23 protein-coding genes, 1 tRNA gene and 2 pseudogenes are annotated in these 26,612 nt (G+C 63.9%); 13 read left to right on the top strand and 13 right to left on the bottom strand.

The genetic code is table 11. The features are described from left to right. Positions 1-840, bottom strand: an 840-nt coding sequence (locus GTP90_RS28840) for a DnaJ domain-containing protein (protein WP_161086735.1), incomplete at its 3' end; no start/stop codon positions are given. A gap of 378 nt (positions 841-1,218) precedes the next feature. On the opposite strand from GTP90_RS28840, the gene GTP90_RS28835 reads away from it, so the two are divergent. Both GTP90_RS28835 and GTP90_RS28830 read left to right on the top strand, forming a co-directional pair. After that, positions 1,219-4,341, top strand: coding sequence for a TonB-dependent receptor (locus GTP90_RS28835; protein WP_161086734.1), 3,123 nt, complete (start codon positions 1,219-1,221; stop codon positions 4,339-4,341). A 161-nt stretch (positions 4,342-4,502) separates the two neighbouring features. Further along, positions 4,503-6,026 (top strand): tryptophan halogenase family protein, encoded by a 1,524-nt coding sequence (locus GTP90_RS28830; RefSeq protein ID WP_161086733.1) that lies wholly within the window; start codon positions 4,503-4,505, stop codon positions 6,024-6,026. Positions 6,027-6,032: 6 nt separating this feature from the next. Here GTP90_RS28830 and GTP90_RS28825 read toward each other — a convergent pair. Continuing rightward, a pseudogene (locus tag GTP90_RS28825) lies at positions 6,033-6,230 on the bottom strand (NIPSNAP family protein); the annotation flags it as partial. Positions 6,231-6,323: 93 nt separating this feature from the next. On the opposite strand from GTP90_RS28825, the gene GTP90_RS28820 reads away from it, so the two are divergent. Then, on the top strand, positions 6,324-7,076 hold the full coding sequence (locus GTP90_RS28820; RefSeq protein ID WP_161086737.1) for a Fic family protein: 753 nt from the start codon (positions 6,324-6,326) through the stop codon (positions 7,074-7,076). A gap of 41 nt (positions 7,077-7,117) precedes the next feature. Here GTP90_RS28820 and GTP90_RS28815 read toward each other — a convergent pair. Continuing rightward, positions 7,118-7,194 (bottom strand) — tRNA-Pro (locus tag GTP90_RS28815). A 252-nt stretch (positions 7,195-7,446) separates the two neighbouring features. On the opposite strand from GTP90_RS28815, the gene GTP90_RS28810 reads away from it, so the two are divergent. The 3 genes and pseudogenes from GTP90_RS28810 (at position 7,447) to GTP90_RS28800 (ending at position 11,238) form a co-directional block, all read left to right on the top strand. Beyond that, positions 7,447-9,729, top strand: a complete 2,283-nt coding sequence (locus GTP90_RS28810) for a TonB-dependent receptor (protein WP_254452099.1) — start codon at positions 7,447-7,449, stop codon at positions 9,727-9,729. A gap of 40 nt (positions 9,730-9,769) precedes the next feature. Continuing rightward, positions 9,770-10,114, top strand: a pseudogene (gene arsC / locus GTP90_RS28805) (arsenate reductase (glutaredoxin)); the annotation flags it as partial. 2 nt (positions 10,115-10,116) lie between these two features. Then, complete coding sequence (locus tag GTP90_RS28800) at positions 10,117-11,238, top strand: ankyrin repeat domain-containing protein (RefSeq protein ID WP_161086729.1); 1,122 nt, start codon at positions 10,117-10,119, stop codon at positions 11,236-11,238. Positions 11,239-11,281: 43 nt separating this feature from the next. Here GTP90_RS28800 and ispB read toward each other — a convergent pair whose 3' ends face one another. Beyond that, positions 11,282-12,271, bottom strand: a complete 990-nt coding sequence (gene ispB / locus GTP90_RS28795; protein WP_161086736.1) for an octaprenyl diphosphate synthase — start codon at positions 12,269-12,271, stop codon at positions 11,282-11,284. A 272-nt stretch (positions 12,272-12,543) separates the two neighbouring features. Here ispB and rplU point away from each other — a divergent pair, with 272 nt between their 5' ends. The 6 genes from rplU to GTP90_RS28765 all read left to right on the top strand — a co-directional run bounded on the left by rplU (position 12,544) and on the right by GTP90_RS28765 (position 18,321). Then, the gene (gene rplU / locus GTP90_RS28790; RefSeq protein WP_008445658.1) at positions 12,544-12,855 is read left to right on the top strand and encodes a 50S ribosomal protein L21; all 312 of its coding nucleotides are present in this window, start codon (positions 12,544-12,546) and stop codon (positions 12,853-12,855) included. Positions 12,856-12,894: 39 nt separating this feature from the next. Continuing rightward, positions 12,895-13,152: a 50S ribosomal protein L27 gene (rpmA, locus tag GTP90_RS28785; RefSeq protein ID WP_008445659.1), complete on the top strand. Its 258-nt coding sequence runs from the start codon at positions 12,895-12,897 to the stop codon at positions 13,150-13,152. Between the two features lie 112 nt (positions 13,153-13,264). Next, positions 13,265-14,374 (top strand): GTPase ObgE, encoded by a 1,110-nt coding sequence (obgE, locus tag GTP90_RS28780; RefSeq protein ID WP_161086728.1) that lies wholly within the window; start codon positions 13,265-13,267, stop codon positions 14,372-14,374. Positions 14,375-14,565: 191 nt separating this feature from the next. Then, entirely contained in the window at positions 14,566-15,684 is a 1,119-nt protein-coding gene (gene proB, locus GTP90_RS28775) for a glutamate 5-kinase (RefSeq protein ID WP_161086727.1), read from the top strand. 105 nt (positions 15,685-15,789) lie between these two features. Next, positions 15,790-16,878 carry an alginate O-acetyltransferase AlgX-related protein gene (locus tag GTP90_RS28770; RefSeq protein WP_217432040.1) on the top strand — a complete coding sequence of 363 codons (1,089 nt, stop codon included), beginning with the start codon at positions 15,790-15,792 and terminating at the stop codon, positions 16,876-16,878. 21 nt (positions 16,879-16,899) lie between these two features. Then, on the top strand, positions 16,900-18,321 hold the full coding sequence (locus GTP90_RS28765; RefSeq protein WP_161086725.1) for an MBOAT family O-acyltransferase: 1,422 nt from the start codon (positions 16,900-16,902) through the stop codon (positions 18,319-18,321). Here the strand turns inward: GTP90_RS28765 and nth are convergent. The 7 genes from nth to fdxA form a co-directional block, all read right to left on the bottom strand. Then, positions 18,318-18,971: an endonuclease III gene (gene nth, locus GTP90_RS28760; RefSeq protein ID WP_161086724.1), complete on the bottom strand. Its 654-nt coding sequence runs from the start codon at positions 18,969-18,971 to the stop codon at positions 18,318-18,320. The two genes, GTP90_RS28765 and nth, sit on opposite strands and share 4 nt — an antisense overlap. Beyond that, positions 18,968-19,651, bottom strand: coding sequence for an electron transport complex subunit RsxB (gene rsxB / locus GTP90_RS28755; protein WP_161086723.1), 684 nt, complete (start codon positions 19,649-19,651; stop codon positions 18,968-18,970). The genes nth and rsxB overlap by 4 nt, the downstream gene beginning before the upstream one ends. A 65-nt stretch (positions 19,652-19,716) precedes the next feature. Further along, entirely contained in the window at positions 19,717-21,480 is a 1,764-nt protein-coding gene (locus GTP90_RS28750; RefSeq protein WP_161086722.1) for a chloride channel protein, read from the bottom strand. Further along, positions 21,470-21,898 (bottom strand): MarR family winged helix-turn-helix transcriptional regulator, encoded by a 429-nt coding sequence (locus GTP90_RS28745; protein ID WP_161086721.1) that lies wholly within the window; start codon positions 21,896-21,898, stop codon positions 21,470-21,472. The genes GTP90_RS28750 and GTP90_RS28745 overlap by 11 nt, the downstream gene beginning before the upstream one ends. 105 nt (positions 21,899-22,003) lie before the next feature. Next, positions 22,004-23,239 (bottom strand): polyhydroxyalkanoate depolymerase, encoded by a 1,236-nt coding sequence (locus tag GTP90_RS28740; RefSeq protein ID WP_161086720.1) that lies wholly within the window; start codon positions 23,237-23,239, stop codon positions 22,004-22,006. Between the two features lie 217 nt (positions 23,240-23,456). Next, entirely contained in the window at positions 23,457-24,524 is a 1,068-nt protein-coding gene (locus tag GTP90_RS28735) for an NAD(P)/FAD-dependent oxidoreductase (RefSeq protein WP_161086719.1), read from the bottom strand. A 111-nt stretch (positions 24,525-24,635) separates the two neighbouring features. Next, positions 24,636-24,959, bottom strand: coding sequence for a ferredoxin FdxA (gene fdxA / locus GTP90_RS28730; protein ID WP_117013166.1), 324 nt, complete (start codon positions 24,957-24,959; stop codon positions 24,636-24,638). Between the two features lie 263 nt (positions 24,960-25,222). On the opposite strand from fdxA, the gene GTP90_RS28725 reads away from it, so the two are divergent. After that, complete coding sequence (locus GTP90_RS28725; RefSeq protein ID WP_117013167.1) at positions 25,223-25,504, top strand: polyhydroxyalkanoic acid system family protein; 282 nt, start codon at positions 25,223-25,225, stop codon at positions 25,502-25,504. A 27-nt stretch (positions 25,505-25,531) separates the two neighbouring features. Here the strand turns inward: GTP90_RS28725 and GTP90_RS28720 are convergent, their stop codons facing one another. Together GTP90_RS28720 and GTP90_RS28715 are read right to left on the bottom strand one after the other, a co-directional pair. Next, complete coding sequence (locus tag GTP90_RS28720) at positions 25,532-25,783, bottom strand: acyl-CoA-binding protein (RefSeq protein ID WP_161086718.1); 252 nt, start codon at positions 25,781-25,783, stop codon at positions 25,532-25,534. A gap of 181 nt (positions 25,784-25,964) precedes the next feature. After that, positions 25,965-26,252, bottom strand: a complete 288-nt coding sequence (locus GTP90_RS28715; RefSeq protein WP_008445676.1) for an HU family DNA-binding protein — start codon at positions 26,250-26,252, stop codon at positions 25,965-25,967. Between the last annotated feature and the right edge of the window lie 360 nt (positions 26,253-26,612).

Genomic DNA, 26,612 nt, shown 5'->3' with positions numbered 1-26,612 from the left:
GGGCGGGGCGCTCGCCTTGGCCGTCTCGGCGGGCTTGGCCGGCGGCGGCGCTTGCCTGGCGCTGGAAGGCGCGGCCGGCAGGTCCAGCTTGTGCAGGCCCAAGCCCATGTTTTTCAACATGGCCGTCAGTCGCTCGAACTCCGACGCCTTGATGGCGGCGCTCGGCGTGGCCGGCGCTTTCTGGACGGCGGCGGGCTTGGTCTCCTCCGCAGCCACGCCGTCCTTGCCTGGCGGCTTCTGGGCCAGGTCGCCCACGGCAGGCTTGGCCTTGGCGGCTTCGTCCGGCACGCTGGCCGCCGTTCCGGGAGCGTACATGGCCGCCTGTTCAAGGCGCATCATCGCTTGATTGTCTTTCCACAGGAACCACAGGAGCGGCAACATCACGACCGCCACCAGCGCGAGCACCAGTGCGGCCACGCGTGCCGCCCGGCCCCTGGCGAAGTGGCCAAGCTGCTGGCGCAGGGTTTGCGCTTTCCCTCCGGCTTGACTGGCCGGCGTTTCCGATGCCGTGCGCGTGCCCCGTCCTGATTGTTCCGGAGCAAAGGACTGATAGGGGACGGGGGCGCTGTCATCGTCGACGGACGCCTGATACGCGAATTCCGGCGACCGGATGCGCTGCTCGCTCAGGATTTGCAGATCGTACAGTTCCCGCTGGTCCGCATCGGACAGCACGCTGTAGGCGGCATTCAGCCGTGCCATCATCCGCGCGGCCTCGACGTTGCCGCTGTTCTTGTCCGGATGGTGCTTCTGCGACAACGAACGATAGGCCGCGCGGATCACCTCGGGAGGAGCGTCGCGCGTGACGTTCAGACTCTCGTAATGGCTATGGAATTTCGTCATGGTTTCTGGCTGCAGGAACTTGCAATTTTGTTCAGCAACGCAAGATACTATATTGAAATCAAGATTCGGTCTGGGGTTCTGTGCCGCAGGAATGAAAAAATGACTTAAATACAACAGTTGTGGAATATACACACCGGGCGGCGTGTCGCCGGCCCGCCTCACCCGCGTTTCGTAAACAACGCTAAACATCATGCCAACTTTGAAAGTTTGTAGAGCCGCCGTGGCTTATTCTGTATAAATCTTTCTGGTTGGAATGCGGTACCCATCGATATACAACCAGTAATTCAGCCGTTTAGGAAATTCCAGTTCCACCGGCGATGGCGCCCTGCGACCAACACATAATAAAGCCCAACATCGGGCACGACCTGGAGATAGCACATGACACTACAAACCCCCCACGCATCACGACAGCGCCGCTGGCGCAAGACGCCCATCGCCACCGCCCTGAGCCTAGGACTGCTGGCGCTGGCCAGCGCCCACGCGCAAACCGCCTCCACCGATCAACCGGCCGAGAAGGCGGCCGACAAGAACGCCGACGCCAAGCCGGTCGAATCCGTCGTGGTGACCGGCTACCGCTATGCGATCGAGAAAAGCCTCGACCAGAAGCGCAACGCCAACGCCATCGTCGACGTGGTCACGGCCGAGGACATCGGCAAGTTCCCCGACAAGAACGTGGCCGACGCGCTGCAGCGCGTGCCGGGCGTGATCATCGACCGCAGCGGCGGCGAGGGCAAGAACGTCAGCGTCCGCGGGCTGTCGTCGGAACTGACGCTGACCCAGTTGAACGGCAACTACATCGCCACGGCCGAGTCCAATGGCGACCCGACCCGCTCGTTCAACTACATGCTGATGCCGGCGAACATGCTGTCCAGCGCCGAGCTGTTCAAGACGCCGGAAGCGCGCATCGACGAGGGCGGCATCGGCGGCACGGTGATCCTGCGCACGCGCCGTCCGCTGGAGGTCAAGTCCGGCTCCGGCTTCGTTTCCGCCGAGGGTACCTGGGCCGACACTACCAAGAAGACCGACGGCCAGTTCTCCGGCCAGTACGCCTGGCATGACGAGGCCAACCGCTTCGGCGTGCTGGTCGGCTACACCCAGCAGAAGCGCACCACGCGCACCATGGGCGCCAGCACCGAGAACTGGCAGTGGTACGGCGACAACTACAAAACCCATCCGGCGACCGACGTCAACGGCAAGCCGTCGGACATGAACAGCTACTGGTGGGGCCAGTCCGGCTTCAACGACCAGAACGGCAAGCACTACACCAACTTCATGATGCCGACCTCGGTCAACTTCGACGTCAAGAGCGAGGACCGCGAACGCAAGGGTGGCCAGCTGACCCTGCAAGCGAAGCCGATGCGCAACCTGACGCTGACCGGCAACTACTTCCGCTTCGACCTGTCGCAGAACTCGCAGACCAACACGCTGAAGATCCCGGAATGGAACCTGGCGCGCTACGACGGCGACGGCAACTGGCCGGGCGGCCGCCTGCTCGACGGCCTGACCTTCGACCGCAGCGGCACCATCGTCACCGGCGCGCAATACAGCGCGCACGCCGGCAAGACCTACTATTGCAGCGGCGACCAGGCCAAGGCCGGCGGCCTGAGCAACACTGGCGGCTTCGGTCCGGACGATTGCACCATCCCGACGCCGCAGATCACCGGCAGCTACAACCGCGAGAAGGCCTTGTCGCAAACCGCCGACCTCGAAGCCGAATGGCACGGCGAGTCGCTGGACGCCATCTTCAAGGGCGGGCGTACCTGGGCCGGCGGCGGTCCCGACCTGCAGTTCGCCATGCCGATCAAGCCGCGCCTGCAGAACGCCGACGGCAGCTGGACCCTGGGCAACTACGCCAGCGCCTGGAACACGAACGGCACGCCGAGCATGAAGTTCTCGCCGCAGCTGATGGACAACCTGCGGAAGGGCATCGGCGAGATCGACCTCGGTTCGACCTCGTCCTCGTGGACCCGCAACAGCACCCAGCAGAAGTACGCCCAGGCCGACTTCACCTGGCACAGCGACAGCACATGGCTGGACTCGCTGCAGTTCGGCGGCAAGTACCGCGACGGCGGCACCCACCGCAGCACCGGCAACAACTACTGGGTGTGCAAGGGCGCCGACCCGGCCAACTACGACAAGCGCTACCAGGCCGGTTGCGACCCCACCGCCAACAAGTTCCAGCCGCAGTTCCTGTATGGCGCGTCGCTGGGCAACCTGGCGGGCGGCATCAACGCCAGCGCCTTCCCGGCGATTAACTTCCCGACCTACATCAGCTACCTGAACCAGACCTACGGCAGCATGCAGACCCGCAACGAGGACAACTTCGTCTACAACGTCAACGAGAAGATTTCCTCGACCTACCTGCAGGCCAACATCAAGACCGACCGCCTGCGCGGCAACGTCGGCCTGCGTGTGGTGCGCACCAAACAGCATGCCGACTCCACCGACCGGGTCGACAACTACAACGACTACTTCTACAACGGCGCCAACGGCAGCCCGGCACCTTGCCAGGCGGGCGGCGCACCGGCGGTCGGCGCGCCGGCCGGCTCGGGCTGCGTCAGCGGCTTCACCAAGCTGCCGGAGAGCCTGGCGAAGACGTCGTCGTTCGTGGTCAGCTCGCTTGACCGCAGCTACACCGACGTGCTGCCGAGCTTTAACCTGGCCTACGACCTGAGCCAGAACCTGCTGCTGCGCGTGGCCGCCTCCAAGGTGGTGTCGCGGCCAAGCTATGGCGACATCGCGTCGCCTGGCGGCCTGCAGTACTACAGCCAGGAATACGTCAACGACCGCCGCCTGATCGGTGGCGGCGACAAGCAGGGCTGGTTCGGCGAGGGCAGCAACAAGCAGCTCGATCCGTACAAGGCCACCCAGCTGGACCTGGGCCTGGAGTGGTACTTCCATCGCGGCTCGGTGCTGGGCGCCGACCTGTTCCGCAAGAACGTCAGCAACTTCTCGGTGCCGGTGGTGCGCGACGTGACGCTGAACGTGGGCGGCAAGTCGGTGACGGTGCAGAACTACTCGACCACCGCCGGCGGCCGCAACGGCGTGTCGCAGGGGATCGAGCTGTACGCCCAGCACACGCTTGCTTCCGGCCTCGGCTTCCAGGTCAACTACACGTACAACAAGACCAACCAGGCCGCCATCACCCTGGGCGACGGCACGGAGATCGGCAAGTCGCCGCTGGTGGGCAGCGCCAAGAACCAGGCCAACGTCACCGTGTTCTACGAGACCGACCAGTACCTGCTGCGCGCCTCGTACAACCGCCGTGGCGAAGTGGTGGACGGGCTGATCAACGGCTTGAACGTGTATGAAGAGCCGTACAGCCAGATCGACCTGAACGTGGCGTACAACATCACCAAGCAGCTGAGCCTGACCGCTTCGGTGCTCAACCTGACCAAGGAAGAGACGCGTTCGCATCTGGGCAGCGACACCAAGGACCGCTTCTACGCCAACGGGTACGCCGGCCGCATCGCGTACTTCGGCGCGAACTACAAGTTCTAACGTTCTCTCCACCTCCTCGCACCCGCCGGTGCGAGGGGGAACCTTGTGTCGGCCGTTGCCAGTCCTGGCGACTGCCGACTTTTTTGCTTGAATAAGCGAATACCAGAGATGAAAAATAATTCCATGATTTCCATCGCGGGCCAGCGGGCAGGGTGGGCGCGATGAGCGGCGCGGATCGGCGTATCAAGCGCGTGGTGGTGGTCGGCGGCGGCAGCGCGGGCTGGATGGCGGCCGCGGCGCTGGCCACTTACCTCGGCAAGCAGGCCTCGGTGCGCCTGATCGAGTCGGAAGAAATCGGCATCGTCGGCGTGGGCGAGGCCAGCGTGCCGCACATCCGCATGTTCAACGCGCAGATGCTGGGCATCGACGAGGCCGAGTTCGTCAAGCGCACGCAGGGCACGGTCAAGCTTGGCATCCAGTTCCAGGATTGGTCGCGCATCGGCGACAGCTACATCCACGGCTTCGGCGTCCTCGGCCGGTCGCTGGGGCCGCTGCCGTTCCACCAGTTCTGGTTGAAGCTGTTCCAGTCGGGGCGGGCCGCGCCGATCGGCGACTACTCGCCGCAGACCGTGATGGCGCCGCAAGGCAGGTTCGCGCGCGGCGACGGCAACGCGCCGGCCGGCTCGCCGCTGGCTGACATCGCCTACGCCTATCACTTCGACGCCAGCCTGTATGCGCGCTTCCTGCGCGAGCTGTCGGAGCAGCACGGCGTGCGGCGCACCGAGGGCAAGATCGCCGGCGTCAACCTGCGCGCCGGCGACGGTTATGTCGAATCGGTGACGATGGAAAACGGTGAAGTGATCGAAGGCGAATTGTTCATCGATTGCTCGGGCTTCCGTGGGCTGCTGATCGAGCAGGCGCTCAAGACCGGCTACGAGGACTGGACCCATTGGCTGCCGTGCGACCGCGCGCTGGCCGTGCCGTGCGAACGCGTCGATCCGCTCACGCCGTACACGCGCGCCACCGCGCGCGCGGCGGGCTGGCAGTGGCGCATCCCGCTGCAGCACCGTACCGGCAACGGCTATGTGTATTCGAGCCGCTACATCGGCGACGACGAGGCCGCCTCCACGCTGCTGGCCAACCTGGACGGCAAGCCGCTGGCCGATCCGCGCCCGCTGCGCTTCACGCCCGGCATGCGCAAGAAATGCTGGAACAAGAACGTGGTGGCGCTGGGCCTGGCGAGCGGCTTCCTGGAGCCGCTGGAATCGACCAGCATCTACCTGGTCCAGTCTGGCATCAGCCGCTTGCTGGCGCTGTTCCCCGGCGCCGATTTCAATCCCCTGCTGGTGGACCGGTTCAACCGCGAGTCCGCGTTCGAATACGAGCGGGTCCGGGATTTCCTGATCCTGCATTACCACGCGACCGAGCGCAACGACACGCCGTTCTGGGATTACTGCCGCACCATGTCCATCCCGGACAGTTTGAGGGAAGCGATGGAACTGTTCCGCAGCGACGGGCGCTACTTCCGCAACGGCGAGGATTTCTTCGCGCTGCCGAGTTGGGTGCAGGTGATGCTGGGCCAGCGCATCATGCCGCGAGGTTACCATCCGATCGTCGACGATATGCCGGAGGATAAGCTGGCCAGCTACGTCGAGGACATGCGCGCGACGCTGGCGCATGCGGTCGCGTCGATGCCGACGCACGAGGAGTGGATCAACCGCTATTGGAAGGCGCCAGCACCGTAGAGAGGATTAAAATACCGGCCTGAAGAAACTGCGTTCATAGCTGACGATGCAGCGCGTTTCCTCGGCGTAGCGGAAGGCCGCCTGGCAGTCCGCATCGGTCTGGCTGGCGATGCGGTACTGTTCATACTCGGCCAGCGAGGGGAAGGTGAACAGGGCCAGCGCAACATTGCTCGCGCCTTCGGACGGCATGAAGTAGCCGTGATGCTATAGCCACTTGCCTCGCATGGCAATCGATCATGCAGGTAGCGGCGGGATGGTAGCATTGGACTTCCACTGACAGGAGTGCCTAGCGTGGCCATGCCCGATGATTTTGACGATCTCGATGCACTCAAGGCGAGGCTGGACTCGTTGCGGCCATTGCCGGCGGCCGCGCTGCGCAACCTCCACGATGAACTGGTGCTGCGCTGGACCTACCACTCCAACGCCATCGAGGGAAACACGCTGACGCTTCTGGAAACCAAGGTTGTCCTCGAAGGGATTACCGTTGGCGGTAAGCTCTTGCGCGAACATTTCGAGGCCATCAACCACCGCGACGCCATTTTGTACGTCGAGGACGTGGCGCGGAAAGCGGAACCGTTGAGCGAGTGGCAGATCCGCAATCTGCATCGGCTGGTGCTCAAGCAAATTGACGACGACAACGCCGGCGTCTACCGGCGGCACAATGTTACGATCGCCGGCGCCCGCCATGTACCGCCGGACGTGCTGTTGGTGCCTGAGCAGATGGCGGCGTTGATGCGATGGTATGACACCGAGGCAGCGGCGCTGCACCCGATGGACCGTGCGACCAAGCTGCATGTGGACTTCGTAAAAATCCATCCCTTCGTCGATGGCAATGGCCGCACGGCCCGGCTGCTGCTCAACCTTGAGCTGATGAAAGCCGGCTTCCCGGCGATCGTGTTGCCGGTGACGCGACGCCTGGCGTACTACGAGGCGCTCGACACCGCGCACGTGGAAGGCGACATGGCCCCGTTTGTCGCGCTGGTGAGGCAGGCGGTGCGCGAAGGATTCGAGCCGTATTGGCATGTGCTCGGGATAGACCGGGACGCCTGAAAACCTGGGTGGGGGGGCGCGATGAGGGAGTGAGGGGCTTCTGGTCGGGGTGAGAGGATTCGAACCTCCGGCCTCTGCGTCCCGAACGCAGCGCTCTACCAGGCTGAGCCACACCCCGACTACGCCTTAATTACATCAGAATTTTGCGCTTTTTTCAACTGCACCCCCCCTGCCGTCAACCCCAATGTGTGACTAAATGCCAACGCCGAGCCCAGGAATGGCAGGTTTCTTGCTTTGCAAAAAGATCAAGATGATTAATATGGTTAAATATACCAATACGCATTCTTTTGGGGCGGCGCCCTCACTGACAAGGGAAGGTTTGGCGATGAAAACACGGCAAAAATTAATGTGTGGTGCGGTGGCGGCGGCGATGGCGAGTTCCGCCTGGGCGCAAACCAAGCCCTCCGACGAGATCGAAGTGGTCAAGGTGACGGCGCAGAAGCGCAAGGAAGATCCCGCCAAGGTGGCGATGAGCATCACCGCCGTCACCGGCAACCAGCTCCAGGCCGAGCACGTCAACGACTTCACCGACCTGACCCGCGTGGTGCCCAATATCTCCTTCACCGCCGCCAGCGGCAACGGCGGCGCCGGTCCCGGCACCGAGAACATCGAGATCCGCGGCATCAGCTCGACGGCCGGCGCGGCCACCGTCGGCATTTACCTGGGCGATGTCTCGATCACCGTCGGCAACGTCTACACCATGGGCACGGTGGAACCGAAGTTCTTCGACATCGACCGCGTCGAGGTGCTGCGCGGCCCGCAGGCCACGCTGTACGGCGCCAGCTCGATGGGCGGCACCATCAAGTTCGTGCCGAACGAGCCGGATTTGAAGGAGCGCGAATTCACCACCTACGGCGAGCTCTCCAACACCAAGGGCGGCAGCGGCAACTACGCGGCCAACATGGTGGCCAACTTCCCGCTGATCCAGGACGAGCTGGCGCTGCGCATCGGCGTGCAGGCTCAGCACACGGGCGGCTACATCAACCAGGTCGATGGCGACGGCAATGTGCTGGCCCATGACATCAACAAGCTCAGCGACCAGGAACTGCGCGTGGCGCTGAAGTGGAAGCCGATCCGCTCGGTGACCATCACGCCGTCGGTGTACTACCAGAAGGTGGACGCCAAGGATATCGCGGCCTTCAACCTGGACCGCCCTTACTACCAGGCGCAGAAGCAGGTGCGCGAGCCGTCCAAGGATACGCTGCTCACGCCCAGCGTGACCGTCAACTGGGACATGGGCACGATGGACCTGACCTCGGCCACCAGCTACTTCGAGCGCAAGTTCGACCGCACGCAGAACGGCTCGGCCTACAACAGCTATTCGCTGTCGACCTTCCTGACCTCGACCGACGACGGCGGCAAGGCGCCGCCTGAGCTGATCGCCGCCATCGCCGGCCTGCCGTCGGCGGTCTACCTGAACAACCAGGTGCGCCAGGTGTCGCAGGAGTTCCGGCTCGCCTCGCATCCCTACGACGCGGCGGTGTCGCCGTGGACCTGGCTGGCCGGCACCTACTTCTCGAACCAGCACACCAACATCATCGAGAACGATCCGATCTTCGGCGTGACCGATACCTTCAAGAGCTTCGGCTTCGACATTGCCGATCCGGACCTGTTGCCAGGCGCGCGGCCCGGCCAGTTCCCGAACGATAACTCGTTCGCGGGCGCCTTCCACTTCCGCGAGAAGCAGAGCTCGGTCTTCGGCGAGGTCAACTACTACTTCACGCCGGCGGTGCATGCGACCGTGGGCGCGCGCTACCTGAAGGCCGATTCGACGCTGGACCAGCGCAACGGCAACTACCTGGCCGGCGCCGGCAATAACAGCAGCGCGGCCTCGTCGTCGAAGGCGTTCACGCCGAAGTACGCGCTGACATGGGAAGTCAATCCGACCAACACCGTCTACACCAGCGTGGCCAAGGGCTTCCGCCTGGGCGGCAACAACATCTACGTGCCGCCGACCACCTGCTCCCAGGATCTTGCGGCGAACGGTCTGAGCAAAGGACCGGATTCATATTCGGCCGACAGCCTGTGGAGCTACGAGGTCGGCAGCAAGTCGCGCTTCCTCAACAACCGCGTGTCGGTCAACGCCGACGTGTTCTATGTGAAGTGGAAGAACATCCAGCAGGGCGTGTACCTGCCGACCTGCGCCTACACCTACAACGCCAACGCGGGCGACGCCACCAGCAAGGGCTTCGAGTTCGACATCAAGGCCAAGCCGATTTCCGGCCTGACGCTGACCGCCTCGGCCGGCTATGTGAAGGCCGAGCTGTCGAACGACGAGGGATCGCGCAACGGCGTGGTCGGCGCGGTGGCCGGCGCGCAGGTGCAGGGCGTGCCGAAATATAACGCGGCCATCAACGCGACCTACAACTTCGCGGCCTTCGGCGACAAGAGCGCCTACGTGATGGGCGGCATGCAGTGGGTGGGCGCCAGCAAGGGCTCGCTCAATCCCGACCAGACCGACTACAACCGGCCGTCCTACCACAGCACCGATTTCAGCGCCGGCATGTCCATCGACCGCTACAACGTGAGCGTGTTCATCAAGAACGCCTTCGACACCGACACGGTGATCCAGCATCCACAGGTGGCGTCCATCGTGCAGGGTTACCGGCTGGCGCCGCGCAGCATCGGCGTGAGCGTGGCGGCGAAGTTTTAAGCGATAATGCTGCCTTTGATTTCCACGCAAAGGCAGCATCATGAGCATCACGATTTATCACAACAACGCCTGCGGCACCTCGCGCAAGACGCTGGAGGCGATACGCGCCAGCGGCGTCGAGCCGGAGATCGTCGACTACGTCAAGAACCCGCCGTCGCGCGAGGCGTTGAAGGCGATGATCGCCAAGGCCGGCCTGACCGCGCGCGGCGCGATGCGCGACAAGGGCGACTTGTATGAAGAGCTCGGCCTGGCCGACGCCTCGTTGTCGGACGACGCGCTGCTCGACGCCATGATGGCCCACCCCATCCTGATCAACCGCCCCTTCGTGGTGACCGACAAGGGCGTGCGCCTGTGCCGTCCGTCCGAACTGGTGCTGGAACTGCTGTAATGACGCGCCCGCTGCGCTGGCTGTTTCGGCTGATGCTGGCCGCCACGGTCGCCATGACCGCTGCGGCGCGGTTGGCGCATGCGGCACCGGTCCCGGAGGGCTGGGACCTGACGTTCAAGGCCCAGCGGGCGGAGGCGCCGCCGATCCGCAGGGGCTGGAACGACACCTACAACCTCTATCAGGAAATCGACAAGCGCGGCTGGCAGATGCGTTATATGCTGCAGCAGGTGCCGCTGGAGCGCCCGGATGCTGCCGTGTTCGTGCAGGACACCATGCGCCGCCACGGCCTGTTTGTGCAGGGCGAGCGCGCCTATCTGATGCTGGAGCGCGGTTATGCGTCGTTCGATGTGCGACCGGTCAATGCCGACGACGCGCGCCGCCTGATCCGCCGCTACGGCGAGCACGACGGTCCGACGACGACGAACAACCTGGCCTCCATGGACGCCATCCATTGCACGGCCAAGGTTGCCAGGTCGGTGGTCAGTCTGCTGGTCGATGGCAAGTCACGGCAGTATTGGCTGTCCGGCGCGGACTACTGTGAAATACCGGTCGATCTGCTGGCGCCGGTCAAAGAGATGATGTGCGGCGGCCACTGCTACGCCAACAAGATGGTCGACCGTTGGGCGGCGACGCTGGAACGCGATGTCAAGAATTTGCCGGCCACCGGCCCGGTGACCGGCGCGTCGCCGGGCGATGTCCGCACCGGCCTGACATCGCGCCCGGCGGTGCTGCAGGATGCGAACGCCGTCTTGCGCGACGGCGGCACGCCGGAAGCCATGTGCTACCAGCTCAACCAGTTGCTGGACCTGCCGTCGCCTACGCACAAGGGGCAGGGACGCGATTACAAGGATGGCGACGATGCCGGGATCACCGCCGCCATGCTGGCGCTGCTGGGGCGGCTCGATGCGACCTGCACCTACAAGACTGGCTCGCCGATGCTGCACATACTGGTCCGCCGTGCCGAGCCGGCCGTGATCGAGCTGGCGCTGCAACGCGGTTTCCCGGTGAACCAGCTCGATTACCACACGCCGCTTGACGAGGCGATTTTCGAGAAGCGCGAGGACGTCCAGAAAATCCTCCGGCGTGCCGGCGGCGTGCAGCACACCACGGCCGGCAAATAAGTCCGGCTTCAATGAAAAACGGCGCCTGAGGCGCCGTTGTCGTTTAGTGCGTGCGGTTGACCGAGAAGTGGGCCAGCTGCAGCAGCGATTCCTTGTAGACGCTGTCGGGCAGGTCGGCGATCGCGGCGGCGGCGCGTTCGGCCGCCGTCACGGCCTGCTGGCGCGTGTAGTCCAGCGCGCCGCTGGTGGTGATCGCGGCCAGGATGGTGTCGAAGTGCTGCTCGTCGCCCTGCTCGATGCAGCTGCGCACCAGCTCGCGCTGTTCCGGCGTGCCGTTTTCCATCAGGTAGATCAGCGGCAAGGTCGGCTTGCCTTCGCGCAGGTCGTCGCCGACGTTCTTGCCGATCTCGTTGGCGTCGCCGGCGTAGTCCAGCACGTCGTCGATCAGCTGGAAGGCCGTGCCCAGCGAGCGGCCGTATTCGCCGGCCGCTTCGATCTGCGTGTCGTTGCAGCCGGAGATCAGCGCGCCCAGCTCGGCCGCCGCCTCGAACAGCTTGGCGGTCTTGGAGCGGATCACCTGCAGATAGCGTTCCTGGTTGACGTCCGGGTCGTGCATGTTCAGCAGCTGCAGCACTTCGCCTTCGGCGATGACGTTGGTGGCGTCCGACAGGATCTGCATCACGCGCATATTGTTCAGGCCGACCATCATCTGGAAGGAGCGCGAGTACAGGAAGTCGCCCACCAGCACCGAGGCGGCGTTGCCGAACAGTGCGTTGGCGGTGGCGCGGCCGCGGCGCAGCGACGATTCGTCGACCACGTCGTCGTGCAGCAGGGTGGCGGTGTGGATGAACTCCACCACCGCGGCCAGCTCGTGGTGCGCCGTGCCTTTGTATGCGTAGGCGTTGGCCACCAGCAGGACCAGCACCGGCCGGATGCGTTTGCCGCCGGCGCTGATGATGTATTCAGCAATCTGATTGACGAGACTGACCTCGGAATGCAGTTTCTGGCGGATCACCGTGTTGACCGCGTCCATGTCGGCGGCGATCGTGTGGGCGATATTGTTTTGGGTGGCGTTTTGGGTAGCGGCAGACAAGGCGAACCTGTGCGGTAGACTATTGGTGCCGAGATTATACGTCATGCCCCCGCCAAGAGGGGCATAGACCCCCTTACGAGGCAACATGTTTGCCAATTATGTAACGCATCGGCGACGGCAAAATTGTCGACATACCACGCCCGCCGGCATTTGTGAATAGTTTTTGACGCGAAATCCCATCCCATGTATAATCAGCGGTTCCCCGGTTTCCATGCATGCAGTTGTGCCGGCGCCGGACGGAATTTTCTTAACATTTGATGAGGTTTCAAATCATGTACGCGGTCATAAAAACCGGTGGCAAACAATACAAAGTTGTCGCTGGCGAAAAACTTAAAGTAGAACAGATACCGGCAGACATTGGTTCCGAACTCACCATCGATCAGGTCCTCGCCGTTGGCGAAGGCGAGAGCATCAAATTTGGTGCTCCTCTGGTTGAGGGTGCAAAGGTACTGGTTACTGTTGTGGCACACGGTCGTCACGATAAAGTGAAGATTTTCAAGATGCGTCGTCGTAAGCACTACCAGAAGCATCAAGGCCATCGCCAAAATTACACCGAAATCCAAATCGTATCGATCAACGGCTAATCGCCGTTTGCCCGAGAATTAGTATCCAAGGAGTCTTAAATGGCACACAAAAAAGGCGGCGGCACAACGCGAAATGGTCGTGACTCAGAATCAAAACGCCTGGGCGTTAAGGTTTACGGCGGTCAATCGATCAATGCTGGTGGCATCATCATTCGTCAACGCGGCACCCCAGTGCGCGCCGGCGAAGGTGTTGGCATGGGCAAAGACCACACCCTGTTCGCTCTGGTGGACGGCAAGGTCAAGTTCGTAGTCAAGGGCGAAGGTTCGAAGCAATTCGTGACCGTCGTTCCAGCGTAAATAACGCTACCGGCCCGGTGCGCTAGCCGCACGGGTCGTTTTGTAAGGCGCAAGCCTTCAATCGAAAGGCTCTGCCCACGGTAGAGCCTTTTTAGTTTTATGGCGGTACATCATGAAGTTTATCGACGAAGCAAAAATTGAAGTGATCGGTGGTGACGGCGGCAATGGTTGCGCCTCGTTTTGCCGTGAAAAATTCCGCCCGTTCGGCGGCCCTGACGGCGGCGACGGCGGCAAGGGTGGCTCGATCTGGGCCGTAGCGGACCGTAACATCAACACCTTGGTCGATTTCCGCTTCTCCAAGATGCACCGCGGTAAAGACGGTGAGCCTGGCCGTGGCGCCGATTGCTACGGCAAGGGCGCGGACGACATCCACCTGCGCATGCCGGTCGGCACGCTGATCATCGACGACGCCTCCGGCGAAATCCTGGCCGATCTGACCGAACACGGCCAGATGGAACTGCTGGCCAAGGGCGGCGAGGGCGGCTGGGGCAACATCCACTTCAAGACCTCGACCAACCGCGCCCCGCGTCAAAAGACCGAAGGCAAGGAAGGCGAACGCCGCGAAATCCGCCTGGAACTGAAGGTGCTGGCCGACGTCGGCCTGCTGGGCATGCCGAACGCCGGCAAGTCGACCTTTATTTCGGCCGTGTCGAACGCGCGTCCCAAAATTGCCGACTACCCGTTCACCACCCTGCACCCGAACCTGGGCGTGGTCCGCGTGTCGCACGAGAAGAGCTTTGTGATCGCCGACATTCCCGGCTTGATCGAAGGCGCTTCCGAAGGCGCCGGCCTGGGCCACCAGTTCCTGCGCCACCTGCAGCGCACCGGCCTGCTGCTGCACATCGTCGACCTGGCGCCGTTTGAAACCAACGTCGATCCGGTCAAGGAAGCCAAGGCGCTGGTCAACGAGCTCAAGAAGTACGACGCGGCGCTGGTCGACAAGCCGCGCTGGCTGGTGCTCAACAAGCTGGACATGGTGCCGGAAGAGGAGCGCGCCAAGCGCGTCAAGGACTTCATCAAGAAGTTCGGCTTCAAGGGCCCGGTGTTCGAGATCTCCGCGCTGAGCCACGACGGCACGCAGGAGCTGGTCAACGCCATCCAGAAACACCTGGAAGAGAAGCGCCACAGCGAGCAGCGCTCGGAAGAAACCCAGATGACGGAAGAGGCGCGCGGCATCTCGTCCATCGATCCGGACGATCCACGCTTCAAGATCCTCGACTAACCCTCGACGTTTCCTATGTATTAACGGCATAATCACAGATCAGCTGATTATGCCTTTCCATCTCGGCGCCCGTCCTGCCACCGCGGGGCGCGTCCGTTATCGGCAGAGCCGGGCGAACCGCCCGCCAAATCACAGCATTGAACCCTCTTTCATCCGCTTGTTTTGAGAATGCTTTTGAAAAGCCTGTGCCCATGAATTCTGTCATCCAAAAAGCTACCCGCATCATCATCAAGGTCGGCTCGTCGCTGGTCACCAACGACGGACGCGGGCTGGACCACGCCGCCATCGCGCGCTGGGCCGCCCAGATCGCCGCCTTGCGCGCGCTGGGCAAGGAAGTGGTGCTGGTGTCGTCCGGCGCCATCGCCGAGGGCATGCTGCGGCTGGGCTTTGAGCAGCGCCCCACCGACATCCACGAATTGCAGGCCTGCGCGGCCGTCGGCCAGATGGGCCTGGCGCAAATCTACGAGACCAGCTTCCGCGCCCACCAGCTGGGCACGGCGCAAGTGCTGCTGACCCACGCCGACCTGGCCGACCGCGAGCGCTACCTGAACGCGCGCTCGACGCTGACAACCTTGCTGCGGCTGGGCGTGGTGCCGATCATCAACGAGAACGACACCGTCGTCACCGACGAAATCAAGTTCGGCGACAACGACACGCTGGGCGCGCTGGTGGCCAACCTGATCGAGGCCGACGCGCTGATCATCCTGACCGACCAGCAGGGCCTGTACAGCGCCGATCCGCGCAAGGACCCGTCGGCCGTGCTGATCCAGCAGGGCCGCGCAGGCGACGTGGCGCTGGAAGCGATGGCGGGCGGCGCCGGCAGCAGCCTGGGGCGCGGCGGCATGCTGACCAAGATCCTGGCCGCCAAGCGGGCCGCCAAGTCGGGCGCGCACACGGTGATCGCCTACGGCCGCGAGCACGACGTGCTGGAACGCCTGGCGGGCGGCGAGGCCATCGGCACCGAGCTGGCGGCGCAGACCGGCCACCTGACGGCGCGCAAGCAGTGGATGGCCGACCATCTACACACGGCGGGCCAGGTGGTGCTGGACGCGGGCGCGGTGCAGAAGCTGAGCAAGGAAGGCAAGTCGCTGCTGCCGATCGGCGTGGTGGAGGTGAAGGGCGAGTTCGGGCGCGGCGCGGTGATCACCTGCGTCGGCGCGGACGGCGCGCCGGTGGCGCGCGGGCTGTCGAACTACACCAGCGCCGAAACGCGCCGCATCATGCGCAAGCCATCGAGCGAGATCGAGGCCGTGCTCGGCTTCGTCGAGGGCCAGGAGCTGATCCACCGCGACAACCTGGTGCTGGTTTAAAAAAATTCGGGTCTTATGATGTCATCGCCTCTCCCGCCGGCTGCCGCCCCATCCGCGACGGCCGCGCGGCCAGCACGGACGCGGCGTCCGCTGCGTACCGCTTTCGTGTTGTTGATCTTCGCCATCAGCCTGGTGCCGGCTATCGCCACCATCTGGACCGGCGCGTCGAGCGCCAGCGACCTGCTGGAGATGCGCCCGCTGGCGCCGCTGCCGACCCATTGGGAAGGCCGCTGGTTCGACTTCGACAAGAACTACCGCAATTTCGAAAAAGGCTATTCCGACCACCTGGGCCTGCGCAGCCTGATGGTGCGCACCAAGAACGAGCTCGATTTCAGGCTGTTCAACTCCTCGCGCCGCGTGTACTTCGGCAAACAGGACGAGATCTATGGACACAAGATCTCCGACATTGAGCTGCCCGCCACCGAGCACGCGCTGGACACGCCGGCCAAGGCCGAAGCGGTCTACCGCGCGATGCGTCAATTGGCGGCGCGGCTGGAGGCGCAGGGGACCACGCTGGTGCTGCTCACGCCGATCAGCAAGCAGTACTTCACGCAGGACCGCATTCCACGCTTCATGCCGCGCCTCCCGCAAGAGTCGCATTTCATGCAGCTATACCGGCGCTTCCAGCAGACCCCCGAGTTCCATTTCGTCGACGTCCAGGGCATCATGGCGGCCTCGCGGGGCAAGTTTCCGCTCTTCTTCCGCCAGGACTTCCACTGGACCGATCTGTCGGCGCTGAAGGTGTCCGAGGCGGCGACCAACACCATCGCCAGCCTGGAAGGCTTGCCCCCCGCGTGGCGCCACGAGCTGGCCTACCACGATGAGGCCTTCGAGGGGTCGGAATCCCGCTTTGCCGGGCTGCTCAGCAGCAAGCCGCTGATGGAGCCGATGCTGACCAAGACCTGGCAGGATGTCCACCAGACCACGCCGATGGATGCGCGCCAGACCGGGTTCGAATTCATCACCGACAAGGTGAAGGGGCGCGGCCTGCTGCCGCCCACCTGCTTGTACGGCAACAGCTTCGGCGACGGCATGACGCGCGCCGGTTTGCAGGATCACTTTGAGCAGTTCTTGCGGCTTGACCGCACCATGTTCATCCTCGATACGCCGCAGGCGACGCGTGGCCGCTGCAAATACCTGATTGTGCAGATGCTCGACAGCTCGGCCGGCATCTGGATCGAGCTGGCCAAATAATCGCTTAACTCTGGATTCTTCATGGTATTTTCATCGCCGGGATTTTTGTTTCTGTTCTTCCCCTGTTTCTTCGCCTTGTACTGCATGTTGCCCAGGCTCTGGCGCAACGGCTTCATCCTGCTGGCCAGCGTGGTGTTCTATCTGCTGGGAGCGGGTGCGCTGACCGTTGTCGCGCTGGTGCTGCTGGCGGCCAACTGGCGCCTGGCCATCCTGAGCGGCGCGCTGCGCCGCGACGAGCGGCGCGGGCCCCAGGCCAAGCTGGCGCTGGGCCTGGCGCTGGTGCTCAACCTGGCGCCGCTGATCGCCTACAAATACCTGGGCTTCCTGGCGCAGCTGCTGGCCGATGTGAGCGGCGTGCAGCTGCTGGAGAACGTCGCCAGGCTGGGGTTGGTGCTACCGCTGGGGATTTCGTTTTATGTGTTCCACTTCCTGTCTTACCAGGCCGACGTCTACGCGCGCCGCATCCAGCCGGAGCGCAGCCTGCACAAGTTTGCGATCTACATCTTCCTGTTCCCGCACCTGATCGCCGGGCCGGTGGTGCGCTTTGCCGAAGTCCGGGAACAGCTCGACATCAAGCGCCGCGCGCTGGTGGGCAGCGACGTGTTCTGGGGCTTGAACCTGTTCATCATCGGCCTGTCGAAAAAGCTGCTGATCGCCGATCCGCTGGGCTCGGTGGTGGATCTCATGCACCGGTCCGATTTCGTCCTGAGCACTTACGCCGCCTGGCTGGGCGCCGTGTGCTATTCGTTCCAGATCTACTTCGATTTTTCCGGCTACACCGACATGGCGATCGGCATGGCGCGCATGATGGGCTTCCGCTTTCCGCGCAACTTCAACCGGCCGTACGCGGCCACCAGCGTCACCGAATTCTGGCAGCGCTGGCACATGACGCTGTCGCGCTTTTTCCGCGACTACGTCTACATTCCGCTGGGCGGCAACCGCGGTTCCACCTTCAAGACCTACCGCAACCTGTTCGTGGTGTTCGGCCTGTGCGCGTTGTGGCACGGCGCCGCCTATACCTTCCTGGTGTGGGGACTGGGCCACGGCTTGCTGATCGCGCTGGAGCGCGCGGGCGTGCTGAACACGGCCCGGTGGCGTCTCGGCGGCTTGCCGGTGTTCCTGCTGGCGACCGTGTTGTGGGTGCCGTTCCGCGCCGACAGCCTGGCGCAGAGCGGCACCTTGTTGCGGGCGATGTTTGGCGGCGAGCCGTCGGTGCCGCTGTGGAACCCTGCCCACATCATGCTGGCCGACCCCAAGGTGATTTTCCTGCTGCTGTTGTCGGCGATGATCTGCCTGGCGGGGGACCGCTGGTTCCTGCGGCTGCGCAATATGAGCTTCCGCCGCCCCAAGCTGGTCGGCGCCTACAGCCTGGTGCTGTACGTGCTGTCCTGCCTGTCGGTGGTGGAGGGCGGTTTCAATCCCTTCATTTACTTCCAGTTTTAAGCGCCGACGTTGTCCGGCATCGGGGTTTTGCTGCGGTAGTCGCACAGGTCCAATTGCATGCAGTTCCAGCATTCGGGCTTGCGCGCCTTGCAGGTGTAGCGGCCGTGCAGGATCAGCCAGTGGTGCGCGTCCTGCAGGAATTCCTTCGGCACGAACTTCAGCAGCTTTTGTTCGACGATGTCGACGTTCTTGCCCGGCGCCAGGCCGGTGCGGTTGGCGACGCGGAAGATGTGCGTGTCCACCGCCATGGTCGGCTCGCCGAAGGCGGTGTTCATCACCACGTTGGCGGTCTTGCGGCCCACGCCCGGCAGGGCTTCCAATGATTCACGGTCGCGCGGCACCTCGCCGCCGTGCAGCTCCACCAGCATCTTGCAGGTCGCGATGACGTTCCTGGCCTTGGTCTTGTACAGGCCGATGGTCTGGATGTAGGTCTTCAGTTCCTCTTCGCCCAGGTCCAGGATGGCTTGCGGCGTGTTGGCCACCGGGTACAGCTTGCGCGTGGCCTTGTTGACGCCGACGTCGGTGGCCTGCGCCGACAGCAGCACGGCGATCAGCAGTTCGAACGGCGTCGTGTATTCCAGTTCGGTTTCAGGCTTGGGGTTGGCTGCGCGGAAGCGCACGAACATTTCGTAGCGTTTGGCTTGATTCATTGTTGTTGGTCTTGTTCCTTTTTCAGGCGCGCCCGTTCCATCGCGGCGGCGATGATGGCGCGCTTGCGTTCCTTCTCCGCTTCGCCGGCGGCGTCGGCCGGATCGAGCGCGTGCACCGCCGCCATCTTGGCGACGGCCTTGGCGGCCAGGCGGGCGTCGTTCTCGTCGCGCTCGCGCCGCAGCCGCATGGCGCGGAAGTCATGCCGTTCGCGCGCGGCGTCGGCGTCGGCCTGGCGCCAGGCGTCCCAGCCGGTGGTCTCGGTGACCGGGTACATGACGATGCAGTCGACCGGGCAGGGGTTGACGCACAGGTCGCAGCCGGTGCACAGGTCCGGCACCACCGTGTGCATCAGCTTGGCCGCGCCGACGATGGCGTCGACCGGACAGGCCTGGATGCACAGCGTGCAGCCGATGCACAGCGACTCGTCGATGTAGGCCACCGCGCGCGGCCGCTCCAGGCCGTTGACGGGGTTGAGCGGGATGACCGGGTAGCCGGTGACCGCCGACAGCCGGGCGATGCCTTCCGCGCCGCCGGGCGGGCACTGGTTGATGGCGGCCGCGCCGGCGGCGATCGCCTCGGCGTACGGTCGGCAGCCGTCGTAGCCGCACTTGGTGCACTGCGTCTGCGGCAGGACGTCTTCGATGCGGTCGGCGAGGGTGAGGGTGGCGGTGGGCTGCACGGCGAGACTCGTTGCGTTAAAACGCCATTATCCGATATCTGCGCCGCCCGGCGCCAAAAAACCTTTTATTCGGCGCGTGTTTTCGCCGGCCACACGCGGCGCACGGTCATCCGTTCCAATTCCTCCGCGTGCAGGCTGAGCGCCGGCTTGATCAAGTCGCTGCGGCTGACGATGCCGATCAGCCGGCGCGTATGGGCGTCGCTGACCACCGGCAGCCGCTCCAGCTGGTGCACCGCCAGCCGCGTGGCCAGCGCACGGCAGGTTTCGTCGGCCAGCGCGAAGATCGGCACGTTGACGCCGAACAGTTCGCCCACGGTGACGGAGCCGGCGGCGCGCTCGCCGTCCAGCGCGGGCCGGTCCAGCATGCCCAGCAGCGCGCCGTCGCGCGTGACCGGGAAGGCGCGGTGGCGCTGCGCCGCGCCGAAGTGGCTGGCCAGCACCTCGACGATGGGCCGCTGCGCGTCGATGCTGTCGGGCGTGGCGGTCATCACCTCGGCCACGCTGTGGCGCTCCATCGGATCGATGCCGTATTCGCGGTAGATGTGGTGGCCGCGGCGGGCGATCTTTTCGGTCAGGATGGAGCGATGCATGGTGATCACGGTGAAGGCGTAGGCCACGGTGGACGCGGCCAGCACCGGCAGCACGGCGTTGATGTCGTGCGTGAGCTCGAACGCGAACACCACCGCCATCACCGGCGCGCGCATCATGCCGCCCAGCGTGGCGGCCATGAACACCAGCGGCCACACGGCCGGCGTGTGGCCGGGCAGCCAGGGGCCGAGCAGCGCGCCCAGGCCGGCGCCCAGCATCAGCAGCGGCGCCAGCACGCCGCCGGAGGTGCCCGATCCCAGCGCCAGCAGCCAGATCACGGCCTTGACCAGCAGCAGCGCGGCGATGGCGCTGGCGGCCAGGTGGTTGTTGAGCAGGTCGCCGATGACGTCGTAGCCCACGCCCAGCGCGCGCGGCTGCAGGTAGCCGCCGATGCCGACCGCCAGCCCGCCCAGCGCGGGCCACCACATCCAGTGCAGCGGCAGCTTGTGGAAGCCGTCCTCGACGCGGTACAGCGCGGTCGACAGCAGCCACGCCAGCGCGCCGCACAGCACGCCGGCGATCAGGCAGGACAGCAGGGCCGACGGCGGCAGCGCGGCGGTCTGCAGCGGGAACAGCGGGCCGCTGTCGAGCAGCAGCGGGCGCAGGAAGCCAGCCACGGCGCAGGCCACGGCCACCGGGGCCAGGCTGCGCGGGCGCAGTTCGAACAGCAGCAGTTCCAGCGCCAGCAGCAGCGCGGCGATGGGCGTGCCGAAGATGGCCGTCATGCCGGCCACGGCGCCGGCCACCAGCAGCGCCTTGCGCTCGGCGCCGCTGAGGTGGAAGTGCTGCGCGATCAGCGAGCCGACCGCGCCGCCGGTCATGATGATCGGGCCCTCGGCGCCGAACGGGCCGCCGCTGCCGATGGCGATGCCGGAGGCGAGCGGCTTGAGCACCGCCACCTTGGGCGACATGCTGCTCTTCTTGAACAGGATCGCCTCGATCGCTTCCGGAATGCCGTGGCCGCGGATCTGCTCGGAGCCGTAGCGCGCGATCAGGCCGATCACCAGGCCGCCGATCACCGGCACCGCGATGACCCAGGCGCCCAGCGTGTGCGCGGCCGGCGAGACCGCCTCGGTCGAGAGCCGCTGGAAGAAGAACAGGTTGGTGAAGAAGCTGATGGCGTGCAGCAGCAGGTCGGCGGTCAGCGTGCTGAGCGCGCCGACCACGGCGGCGATGGCGGCGATCAGCACCAGCCGGGCGTTGCCGTCGAAGTCGCGGCGGTTGTCGTAGTTATTCTGCATGGTCGTCCCGGTCGAGTTTGGGGATGGTGAAGACGCCGTCGAGCGACAGCAGTTCGGCGCGGTGCAGCTCGGCCAGCTGGCTGAGCATGGCCTCGCCGTCCTTGAGCAGGTGGACTTCGACCCGGCGGCGGTCGGTGTCGCTGACGCGCCGCTCGACCAGCCCGCCGGCCTCGCAGCGCGACACCAGCGCCACCACGCCGTGCGGCTTGGCTTGCAGCCGCTCGGCCAGTTCGCCGACGGTGGCCCAGTCGCGGCCGGGATAGCCCTTCAGGTGCAGCAGCAGCAGGTACTGCAGCGGGGTGATGCCCTTGGCCTGCACCACGTCTTCGGAAAAGCGTTCGAAGCGCCGCATCTGGTAGCGGAATTCGGACAGGGCGGCGAAGTCGGCCTTGTCGAGCGGGGGCGGGCGTGAGGGCATGGCTGCGGCAGGGAATTGGAAAGCGCCAAATATATCACGCCATGATATAAATTGTCCGGACAAAAAAAATCCCCGCGCGGGCGGGGATCTTGCCGGGAGCAGGGCTTAGCCGTGCTTTTTGATGAACTCGGTGATCTTCGGGCACACCACTTCGCGCCAGCGGCGGCCGGAGAAGATGCCGTAGTGGCCGGCTTGCGGCGCCACGAAGTCCTGTTGCATGTCGGCCGGGATGCCGCTGCACAGGTCGTGCGCGGCCTGGGTCTGGCCGGCGCCGGAGATGTCGTCCAGTTCGCCCTCGACGGTGAACAGCGCCACGGTGGTGATGTCCTGCGGACGCACCGGCTTGCCGCCGACCGTCCACGTGCCCTTGGGCAGCGCGAAGTCCTGGAACACGGTCTTGATGGTGTCCAGGTAGTATTCGGCCGGCATGTCCAGCACGGCGTTGTACTCGTCGTAGAACTTGCGGTGGCTGTCGGCCGGCTCGTCGTCGCCCTCGACCAGGTGCATGTAGAACTCGCGGTGGCTCTGCGCGTGGCGGCCCGGGTTCATGGCGATGAAGCCGGCGTGTTGCAGGAAGCCCGGATACACCTTGCGGCCGAAGCCCGGATAGTTGGGCGGCACCGAGTAGATCACGGTGTTTTCAAACCACGAGAATTTCTTTTCGGTGGCCAGGTTGTTGACCTGCGTCGGCGAGCGGCGCGGGTCGATCGGGCCGCCCATCATGGTCATGGTCTTCGGCAGCTTCGGATCCTTGGCGGTGGCCATCAGCGAGATCGCCGCCAGCACCGGCACGGTCGGCTGGCAGACCGAGATCACGTGCACGTCCGGGCCCAGCATGCGGATGAAGTCCTGCACGTAGTAGATGTAGTCGTCCAGGTGGAACGCGCCTTCAGATAGCGGTACCATCCGGGCGTCGGTCCAGTCGGTGATGTAGACGTCGTGATCGTGCAACAGGCCGCGCACGGTGTCGCGCAGCAGCGTCGAATGGTGGCCGGACAGCGGCGCCACCAGCAGCACGGTCGGCTGTTTCAGGGCCTTGGTTTTCTTGTCGTCCAGGTCCTTCTTGAAATGGATCAGGCGGCAGAAAGGCTTGTGCAGCACCACCTGCTCGATGATGCCGATGGTTTCGCCCTTGACTTCGGTGCTGTCGATTTCAAACGCCGGTTTCTCGTAATCCTTGCCCAGCCGGTACATCAACTCGTAACCGGCCGCGATGCGTTGCGAAAACGGCGTGTGCGCCAATGGCGAGACGGGATTGGTGAACATCTTGGAGGACGCGTCGGCCCATTGCATCAGAGGCGTCAGGAACGAGCGTTGCATTTCGTGCAGGTGGTAGAGCATATGTATTCCTGGGGTCAAGAGCTTGGTGCGATGCACCAATACCATACATCATAAGCCAAATTATAGAATTTTTGTTCGTGACGTAAAGCATTCCAAAATACTGTCGGGCAAGCCTACGTAGTATCCACAATGATGGCGTGGTCAAATAATAATAGAGCAGGATCAAAAAAAAAGCAGCGTTTCCGCTGCTTTCGTGTAGGACAACTGCTAGTAGTGCTTAGTCGAAGACCGGCGTTTCCACGCCCAGCACCTTGTGCAGCTTCGGCGAGGTGGTGGTGTATTGCATGTGGATCTTCTTGTCCGGGAAGATGTACGGCGCGGCGCCGAAGGCGGCCAGCGCGGCTTCGTGGAAGCCCGACAGGATCAGCTTTTTCTTGCCCGGATAGGTGTTGATGTCGCCCACGGCGAAGATGCCCGGCACGTTGGTCTCGAACTTCTCGGTGTTCTGCACCTTCAGCTGGCGGCGCTCGATGTCCAGGCCCCATTCGGCGATCGGACCCAGCTTCGGCGACAGGCCGAAGAACACCAGCAGCATGTCCAGCGGCACGCGGCGGGTGACGCCGTCGGCGCCGGTCACTTTCAGATGGTTCAGCTTGCCGTCGTCGCCGGCTTCGTAGCCGGTGGCCTGGCCGATGATCAGCTGCATCTCGTATTCATCGCACAAGGCTTTCATCTTGGCGACCGAGGCTGGCGCGGCGCGGAAGTCCTCGCGGCGGTGCAGCAACACGACCGACTCGGCCTTGCCGACGAAGTTCAGCGCCCAGTCCAGCGCGGAGTCGCCGCCGCCGCAGATGACCAGGTTCTTGCCTTCGAAGATGGCAGGGTCCTTGACCTTGTAGTGCAGCTGCGAGCCTTCGAACACTTCGATGCCGTCCACCTTCAGCGTGCGCGCCTGGAACGAGCCGACGCCGGCCGCGATGAAGATGGTCTTGGTGATGAACTGGGTGCCGGTGCTGGTTTCAACGTCGAAACGGCCGTCGTCGCGGCGCGCGACCTTGGTCACTTCCTGGCCCAGGTGGAAGGTCGGCTCGAACGGCTCGATCTGCTTGAGCAGGTTGTCAGTCAGTTCCTGGCCGGTGCACGACGGCACGGCGGGGATGTCGTAGATCGGCTTGTCGGGATACAGTTCCACGCATTGTCCGCCCACCGCGCTCAGCGAATCGATCACGTGGGCTTTGATTTCCAGCAGGCCGAGTTCGAAGACCTGGAACAGGCCGACCGGGCCGGCGCCGATGATGACGGCATCGGCTTCGATGACGCCAGGAGGAGTGACAGTGCTATTCATACGTGGTTTCCTGTTAATTCGATAATGGTTAGGCAACACTGGGCTGCGCGGCGGCTGTCGCCAGCGGACGCGGAAGGCGCTGCCCTGGGCTGCCTGGCCAGACGCGGGGTCTTAGCGTACCAGCAGGTGCAGCTTTTCTTTGACGTCCTTGAACTGCTCCGCTTCCGGCAGCGGCGGGATGGTCTTGGTGATCGACGGCCAGTTGCGGGCCAGGTCGACGTTGATCTTGATGAATTGCTGCTGGTCGCCCGGCACGTCTTCCTCGGCGAAAATCGCGTTGACCGGGCATTCGGCCACGCACACGGCGCAGTCGATGCACTCGTCGGGATCGATGGCGAGGAAGTTCGGGCCTTGGCGGAAACAATCTACCGGGCAAACATCGACGCAGTCCGTGTAACGGCAGCTGATGCAAGATTCGGTGACAACGTGGGTCATAACAGTCCTATCAATGTTGGTGTGCAGCGGCGTCGGTGGCGGTGGGATGGCCCGGCTAACCTCGGCAAAGCACTGTATTTTAAGGTAATTCGCTATTTCTCACAAACTGCGCTTATATACAATACCTATAAGCAAATGCGTTCGGGGAGCATGGGCGGGCGGAGATGGATCGCAATTTGATGTCGAACAAGTTTCGGCCGGTGCTGGCGCGGCTGCGGCGCAACTGGCATCATGTCGCCTTCTTAATTGACCGAGGATGCCGGATGGCTGACATCAACATCGTGCAGGCGCACCACCTGGCGCCTGAGCAGGCCCGCGCGGCCGCCCAACAAGTGGCCGACAAGCTGGCCGAACAATTCGAACTGGAATGCGCCTGGGACGGCGATGTGTTGCGCTTCGAGCGCAGCGGCGTCAGCGGTTCGCTGAGCCTGCTGCCGGACCAGGCCAGGCTGCATATCGCGCTGGGCTTCCTGTTCAGCGCGTTCTCGTCGCAGATCGAGGCCAAGGTGGCCGACAAGATGCGCCGGGTGTTTTCCGCCGCATGAAAAAACCCGGCTCAGGCCGGGTTTTGTTTATTTCAGACCTTCGATCAGGTCGATGTACTGCTGCCTGGCGTCGTCCAGCGAGGTGCCTTTCAGGGCGGCCCAGGCGTCGAACTTGGCGCGGCCGACGAAGTCGGTCATGCCGGGACGCTCGCCGGTGGCGTCGCCCGCCGAGCCCTGCTTGAACAGCGCGTAGATCTTCAGCAGCGTCATGTTGTCCGGGCGCTCAGGCAGGTTCTTGGAATCCAGCTGGGCTTGCGCGAATTGCTCTTCTAAACTCATCACTTCTCCTCGGTAGGTGGGGTACGCGCCATCATACCCGCAGCCGCCGCGAAAACCGCTAGAGGGTCTCCTCAAAAACAGAACGGCGGACCAGCCGGTCCGAAGACCTGGCTTGTCCGCCGTTTCCGGTGCCCTCGCGGGCACTGGCACCGCGGCGAGAACGCCGCGTGCCGGCCTGCGCTTACTTCTTCTTCGTCGGGTTGACTGCCGACTTCAGGGTCGCGCCAGCCGAGAATTTTGGGGTTTTCGACGCGGCGATCTTGATCGCTTCGCCGGTTGCAGGATTGCGGCCTTTGCGGGCTGCGCGCTTCGCTACGGAGAAGGTGCCGAAGCCGGTGATGCCTACCGTGTCGCCTTTTTTCAGACGCTCGGTGATGATGGCGATCAGAGTATTCACTGCACCGTTGGCGGCAGCAGCGGACACTTCAGTGCGTTTCGCAAATTCTGCAATCAATTCGCCTTTTTTCATTACTACCTCCTTGGTTATTAGAGCGCGCAGATTAGCATAAATATTGTCAAATGTAATGGTTTCTGTACGAAGTAGCCCTTGCAGTAGCTGCCGTGCCACGCTGCAGTGCAATAAAACCCCCGTGTTTACTGGCTCTACGCGATGCGCGCGGCGCCGCATCGCGCTGCAAAAAGGTTTATGATGAGACGATCCAGGACGGGAAATCATGACCTTTTCAGACGAGACACTGATTGCTTATGCCGACGGCGATCTGGACGACGCCACCCGCCGCGCCGTCGAATCCGCCATGCGCCGCGACAGCAGCATCGGCCGCCGCGTGGCGCGCCTGCGTGCCGCGCGCGACGAGCGCTACGCGGACCA

It is taken from the genome of Duganella vulcania (assembly GCF_009857655.1).
GTDB lineage: Bacteria > Pseudomonadota > Gammaproteobacteria > Burkholderiales > Burkholderiaceae_D > Rugamonas > Rugamonas vulcania.
Note: the sequence above shows the minus strand (reverse complement) of the source record. Positions and strands in the feature narration are given on the sequence as shown.

Coding starts and splice junctions, on each gene's coding strand:
- GTP90_RS28835 (WP_161086734.1), top strand. CDS start 1,219: ATGACACTACAAACCCCCCACGCATCACGACAGCGCCGCTGGCGCAAG.
- GTP90_RS28830 (WP_161086733.1), top strand. CDS start 4,503: ATGAGCGGCGCGGATCGGCGTATCAAGCGCGTGGTGGTGGTCGGCGGC.
- GTP90_RS28820 (WP_161086737.1), top strand. CDS start 6,324: ATGCCCGATGATTTTGACGATCTCGATGCACTCAAGGCGAGGCTGGAC.
- GTP90_RS28810 (WP_254452099.1), top strand. CDS start 7,447: ATGGCGAGTTCCGCCTGGGCGCAAACCAAGCCCTCCGACGAGATCGAA.
- GTP90_RS28800 (WP_161086729.1), top strand. CDS start 10,117: ATGACGCGCCCGCTGCGCTGGCTGTTTCGGCTGATGCTGGCCGCCACG.
- rplU (WP_008445658.1), top strand. CDS start 12,544: ATGTACGCGGTCATAAAAACCGGTGGCAAACAATACAAAGTTGTCGCT.
- rpmA (WP_008445659.1), top strand. CDS start 12,895: ATGGCACACAAAAAAGGCGGCGGCACAACGCGAAATGGTCGTGACTCA.
- obgE (WP_161086728.1), top strand. CDS start 13,265: ATGAAGTTTATCGACGAAGCAAAAATTGAAGTGATCGGTGGTGACGGC.
- proB (WP_161086727.1), top strand. CDS start 14,566: ATGAATTCTGTCATCCAAAAAGCTACCCGCATCATCATCAAGGTCGGC.
- GTP90_RS28765 (WP_161086725.1), top strand. CDS start 16,900: ATGGTATTTTCATCGCCGGGATTTTTGTTTCTGTTCTTCCCCTGTTTC.
- nth (WP_161086724.1), bottom strand. CDS start 18,971: ATGAATCAAGCCAAACGCTACGAAATGTTCGTGCGCTTCCGCGCAGCC.
- GTP90_RS28750 (WP_161086722.1), bottom strand. CDS start 21,480: ATGCAGAATAACTACGACAACCGCCGCGACTTCGACGGCAACGCCCGG.
- GTP90_RS28745 (WP_161086721.1), bottom strand. CDS start 21,898: ATGCCCTCACGCCCGCCCCCGCTCGACAAGGCCGACTTCGCCGCCCTG.
- GTP90_RS28740 (WP_161086720.1), bottom strand. CDS start 23,239: ATGCTCTACCACCTGCACGAAATGCAACGCTCGTTCCTGACGCCTCTG.
- GTP90_RS28735 (WP_161086719.1), bottom strand. CDS start 24,524: ATGAATAGCACTGTCACTCCTCCTGGCGTCATCGAAGCCGATGCCGTC.
- fdxA (WP_117013166.1), bottom strand. CDS start 24,959: ATGACCCACGTTGTCACCGAATCTTGCATCAGCTGCCGTTACACGGAC.
- GTP90_RS28725 (WP_117013167.1), top strand. CDS start 25,223: ATGGCTGACATCAACATCGTGCAGGCGCACCACCTGGCGCCTGAGCAG.
- GTP90_RS28720 (WP_161086718.1), bottom strand. CDS start 25,783: ATGAGTTTAGAAGAGCAATTCGCGCAAGCCCAGCTGGATTCCAAGAAC.
- GTP90_RS28715 (WP_008445676.1), bottom strand. CDS start 26,252: ATGAAAAAAGGCGAATTGATTGCAGAATTTGCGAAACGCACTGAAGTG.